The following is a 4,957-nucleotide window of genomic DNA, read 5'->3' on the forward strand; positions in this document are numbered from 1 at the left end:
CCGGCCTGTCCGGTGTTCAGAGCCAGCGGCGGCTGCGGAAGACGACGTAGAGCATGGCGGACACCAGCCCCATGAGCCCGATCGCGAACGGATATCCGTACGTCCACTGCAGCTCCGGCATGGTCTCGAAGTTCATCCCGTACACGGTGCCCACCAGGGTGGGCGCGAACAGGATGGCCGCCCACGCGGATATCTTCTTGACCTCCTCGTTCTGCGCGATGCTCGTCTCGGTCAGGATCTTCATTTCCTCGTTCTGCCGCTGCCCGACCAGGGCCGCGTTGGCCGTGAGAATGTTCTGCAGGAGCTGGCGGAAGCCCTCGATCCGCTCCACGACCTGGACGACGTGGTCGCTGACGTCCCGCAGGTACTGCTGCAGCCCGGCGTCCACGCCGTATTTCACGAAACCCGACGCCAGGGCGTCGAGCATGCCGAGCAGGGGCTTGGTGGCCCGCTGGAACTCGATGACCTCGCGGGAGAGCTCGTAGATACGCCGGCTCACCTCCGGGTCGCCCCGGAAGACCTCGGTCTCGATCTCGTCGATGTCGTTCTCCAGCCCGGCGACGACCGGTGCGTAGTCGTCGACGACCCGGTCGAGGATGGCGTACAGCACCGCCTCGGGGCCTCTGGCCAGCAGGTCCGGCTCGGATTCCATCCGGTGGCGTACCCGCCGCAGGTCCGGCGCATCACCATGACGTACCGTGATGACGAAGTCGTCCCCGACGAAGACGTGCAGCTCGGAGAACTCGACCTCCTCCCGGGTGTCATTGTAGGAAGCCGCCAGCAGAACCACGAAGAGGGTCTTTCCGTACCGCTCCAGTTTGGAGCGCTGATGCGCCTGCACGGCATCCTCGACGGCGAGTTCGTGCAGTTCGAACTCCCGGGCGATCGAAGCGATCTCCCGCTGGTCCGGGCGGACCAGCCCGATCCAGGCGAGGTCCTGCTTGCGCCTGTCACGGCGTCCGTGCAGAAGCTGGTAGGTCTCGGTCAGCGAGTCCGGCCGCACAAGGCGCCGTCCCTCGGAGTAGAACACGTTCTCCATCACCGTCATCACGCCAGCTCCTCGAATGTCTCGCGGATCCGCCAGCAGACAGCGGTCTGGAACCGGGAGCGGGCTGGTTGCTCCCCCAGGACGCTCGCTCGCACCTCGCCGAGGCGGTGACCGGGCCTTGCGCATCGCTGTGTAGGCGTATCGCCGGGTGGTACACAGCAGGCCGGCCATGGACGAACGCGGCCATGGCCGGACGTGAACAAGGTTCGAGCGCACTGCCACAACGGCCAACCGGCTGGTGCGTGAAAGCCCGCTGCACGATCCCGCGCATCTGCTGACACAACCCCTGTGGGTCAGGCCTTGATTCCAGACCACCGCGACGCCGGGCTCATGGGAGCTCGTAACGGACGCCCACCCGCGTTCAGCGCGTCAGATACGACCCGACGACCGCGAGCTGCCCGGCAAGGCAGGGGCTGGGACCGTCGGCCCTTTCTGACAAAGGCCGGCGGCGATGTTTTCACACCGAAGTGACCAGGCTCAGGCGGCGGGGGTCGCCGAGCCAGTCCAGGACAGACAGCGACTATGACCGGGACTCATCCCGCCACCTCCTTCACAGCCAGGCGCTCGCGGGCGCAGACCGCATCCACAAAGAGTGATCGCACGAACGGGAGCCGGGCCAGAACCCACCCCCACGCGCGGAGCACCCCTCCTCGTCAGAGCTTTGGCACTGCACGGCGTAATCCTGACCAGGAAGCCACCTGGGCCCACCCCTTAGCCCGGGGAGAGCTGTCCTGACCCGGGGCGTCTCTCGACGTTCGGGGTCAGTGGCCTGTGTCCGTGCAGACGCCTCACCGAACGAGGTGCCGCATCCCAAGAGTGCCGCCGCACGCGGGACACTGTCAAACCAGGACACGGTGACTTTGACAGCACGAGCCGATCAGGCCCCTCATGCCCGGACGCCGTCACCGACGGCGATCGCGCCCCAGCAGGACGCCCTCAGGACGCGCTGTGTGGGATGGCGCACGGCGCCCACGCGGCGTTCAGGCTCCCGGGCCGAACGCTGGCCGGCCGGCGCGCTCCCGTTCGGACGCCTTCATCCGCGCCTCGTACACATGCCGGCGGCCACCGGCCAGGGCGTCCCGGACCATCCGCTCGGATTCGACAAAGGCCCGGTAGTACCCGTCGTCGTACTCCTCGACGACCTGGAAGGTCCATCGGCCGTCGAGGACGTTGCGCCCGAGCAGGTCCCCGCGGAGCCGTTCGGCGATCCCACCGTGACCGGCGCCGTCCAGCTCCTCCAGCGCCGCTCCGAGCATGAGATCGGCATGGCCGGACATCTGGTGGAACGCGTAGAGATGCCCTCGGGCCCGCTCCACCCACTCCAGCGCCTCGCTGATCTTCCCGACGGCGTGGACCGTGTCCGCGTCGAGTTCCGCGGCGACACTGCCGGCCGCCTCCGCCGCGTCCGGTGCCGGGCTCGGAGCCGGCGGCGGAGCCGGTGCCACCGCCATCGCCATCGCCAGGGTCGGTGCCGGCGCCGGCACCGGGTCGTTCGTCCTCACAACCCGTGAAATGCCCCGCCGGCACCCTGGCGACACCAACACCGCCCGCGAAGCGACCGCGGGGGCCACGGCGGCTGCGGGGGCCACGGCGGCTGCGGGGGCCACCGCGGCTGCGGGGGCCACCGCGGGGCCGGAAGACGCGGCCGGCGGGCAGGCGGCCATGTCAGCCGCTCATCCGTTGCACATCCGGCACGGCCCTCGGGCGGAGCCTGCCAGACGGGCGTAGGCCCACCGGGCGGGAGAGCGGGATGCGCCGGTAGCCTGAGCCTCATGTCCGCTCTGGACCCGACCGCGCAGTCGCCCGTTCTGGCGCACGGCATATATCCCTATCTCGCGGCGCGCTGCTCACCGCCGGACGAACTGCTGACCGATCTCCTCACGGAGACGCGGCGGAAGTTCGGGGAACGTGCCGTGATGCAGATCGGCGCCGAGCTCGGCACCCTGCTGACGCTGCTCACCGCAAGCACCAACGCGCGTCGAGCGATCGAGGTCGGTACGTTCACCGGATATTCGTCGATCTGCATCGCCCGCGGCCTGCCCGCCGACGGCCATCTGCTCTGCTGCGACGTGAGCGAGGAGTGGACGTCGCTGGCGCGTCACTACTGGAAGCGCGCCGGCCTGGAGGACCGGATCGAGCTGCGCCTCGGCCCGGCCGCGGACACGATCGCCGCGCTGCCCGCCGAGCCCGTCTACGACATCGCGCTCATCGACGCGGACAAGACCTCGTACCCGGTCTACTACGACCTGCTGCTGCCGCGGCTGCGCCCGGGCGGGCTGATCCTCGTCGACAACGTGCTCCAGGACGGCAAGGTGCTCGACGAGCGGAGCCAGGACGCGGACGTCCAGGCGATCCAGGCGTTCAACGACACGGTGGCGGCGGACGAGCGGGTACAGGCCGTCCTGCTGGCCGTGTCGGACGGTCTGACCATCGCACGCAAACTGTAGCCCGACGCGCCCACCCGCACCGGCGATGACCCGCGCCGGCGCCAGCCCGCACCAGTGACAACCCGCGTCAGCGCCCACCCGTGCCGAGGCTGGCCCGCACCGGCGATGACCCGCGTCGGGGCGCCCGCGCCAGTGACAATCCGCACCGGGGCCGGTCCGCTCCCCCGCGGCGGCCGCCAGCACCAGTCCCGCCCCCGGCCCTGGCCCCGCGGCGGCCCGACAATCCCTCAGCTACGCGCACGTCCCGTTTCGATCAAGAATATTGAGTGCGGAAACGGCTGTCCTGACAACCACTCGCTCCCTCGTTCTTGCGATCTTGCGATCTTGCGATGTTCGATCGGGAGGCAGGGCGGGGTCAGGACGGGGTTCGGGACAGGTAGGTCTGGACGCGGGTGAGCTCGTGCTCGAGAAAATCGAGGAAGTCGTCGACCTCGTACTCGCTGTATCCGCCCGTCAGCCAGGTGGTGTCGAACCTGGCATCGACGATGTCCCGCGGGGTGAGGCCTGCCGTGGCAGAGGCGGCCGTGGCAGAGGCGGCATCCACCGGGCGGCCGTCCCGCGCCGGCTCCGCCATCGCCTGCAGGCGGTCCAGTGCCTGGCCCACTCTGCCGAGAAAGGCGTCGACCTGGGCGGTGTCGTAGCCGGCGCGGAACCGCGTTCTCGTGAACGTCTTCGCCGCCGCCTCCGCGCCGGTGGCGCCGGGATGGAAGAACCCGGGACCGCCCCGGTACCGGACGGCGGCGGCCCGACGGCTGTCATCACCGGGAGCGTCGGCCAGGGCCGCGGCGGACACCGCGGAGAAGAACGTGTGCAGATTACCGAACTCACGTTCGACGATCCGGAGAAAATCATCGACCTCGCTGTCGCGGTATCCGCTGAAAAATCTGGTGGTATTGAACCTCGTCGACCTGATCTCCGTCGGCGTGATTCTCGGGACGAGCTCGGCCGGCTCCGGCGTCCCCCCGTTCTCGACAACGCGGACGAGGGCGTGCAGCCGACGCAGCTCGACCGCGGCCCAGTCGAGAAAGGAATCGACACCGACCATGCTGTAGCCAGGACGCAGCCGGGTCGCACTGAATGCTTTTACGCAGAGATCGCGGGCCGTCACGATGGGACGGTAGGCGACGGCGCTGTCGCTCCCGCGCTCGCCGCCGGGCGGTGGTATGGGCGGCTGGGGCGACTCCAGGTGCGGCGGGCGTGCTTGCTCCTCCCGTGACCGTGTCCGGGTGGCCCGTGGAACGCCGTCGGCAATTGACTGTTTCACCGTTCCGGATTGTATAGCGAACCATCGGCGAAGAAAGTGTGAGCTCGCAGACCGGATCGCCTTTCGTGTCGGTTCATATTTTTGCGGTAATTATTATTTCTATATTCATAGAACTCTGTTGCCGGTTCGCCTGCCCGGCCCGTTACAGTAACGAGCGGACGCGGCGCTCCCGGCGGGGCGCCACCCGCCCCCCGTCCC

The 4,957-nt window shown here is 68.9% G+C and carries 4 protein-coding genes and 1 riboswitch; of the genes, 1 reads left to right on the forward strand and 3 read right to left on the reverse strand.

What is annotated here, in order from left to right:
• Positions 1-16 precede the first annotated feature (16 nt).
• Entirely contained in the window at positions 17-1,048 is a 1,032-nt protein-coding gene (gene corA / locus AC5LUJ_RS16585) for a magnesium/cobalt transporter CorA (protein ID WP_250285397.1), read from the reverse strand.
• 639 nt (positions 1,049-1,687) lie between these two features.
• Positions 1,688-1,855: riboswitch (M-box (ykoK) riboswitch) on the reverse strand.
• A gap of 173 nt (positions 1,856-2,028) precedes the next feature.
• Positions 2,029-2,532 carry a hypothetical protein gene (locus AC5LUJ_RS16590; RefSeq protein WP_250285396.1) on the reverse strand — a complete coding sequence of 168 codons (504 nt, stop codon included), beginning with the start codon at positions 2,530-2,532 and terminating at the stop codon, positions 2,029-2,031.
• A 288-nt stretch (positions 2,533-2,820) separates the two neighbouring features.
• On the opposite strand from AC5LUJ_RS16590, the gene AC5LUJ_RS16595 reads away from it, so the two are divergent.
• Positions 2,821-3,495 (forward strand): O-methyltransferase, encoded by a 675-nt coding sequence (locus AC5LUJ_RS16595; RefSeq protein WP_250285395.1) that lies wholly within the window; start codon positions 2,821-2,823, stop codon positions 3,493-3,495.
• Between the two features lie 355 nt (positions 3,496-3,850).
• Here the strand turns inward: AC5LUJ_RS16595 and AC5LUJ_RS16600 are convergent, their stop codons facing one another.
• The gene (locus AC5LUJ_RS16600; protein WP_250285394.1) at positions 3,851-4,540 is read right to left on the reverse strand and encodes a DivIVA domain-containing protein; all 690 of its coding nucleotides are present in this window, start codon (positions 4,538-4,540) and stop codon (positions 3,851-3,853) included.
• Positions 4,541-4,957: the final 417 nt, after the last annotated feature.

The organism is Protofrankia sp. CiP1_Cm_nod3 (assembly GCF_982290655.1).

Excerpts from the sequence above, each read along its gene's own strand:
- corA (WP_250285397.1), bottom strand. The coding sequence starts at position 1,048 with ATGACGGTGATGGAGAACGTGTTCTACTCCGAGGGACGGCGCCTTGTG.
- AC5LUJ_RS16600 (WP_250285394.1), bottom strand. The coding sequence starts at position 4,540 with ATGGTCGGTGTCGATTCCTTTCTCGACTGGGCCGCGGTCGAGCTGCGT.
- AC5LUJ_RS16595 (WP_250285395.1), top strand. The coding sequence starts at position 2,821 with ATGTCCGCTCTGGACCCGACCGCGCAGTCGCCCGTTCTGGCGCACGGC.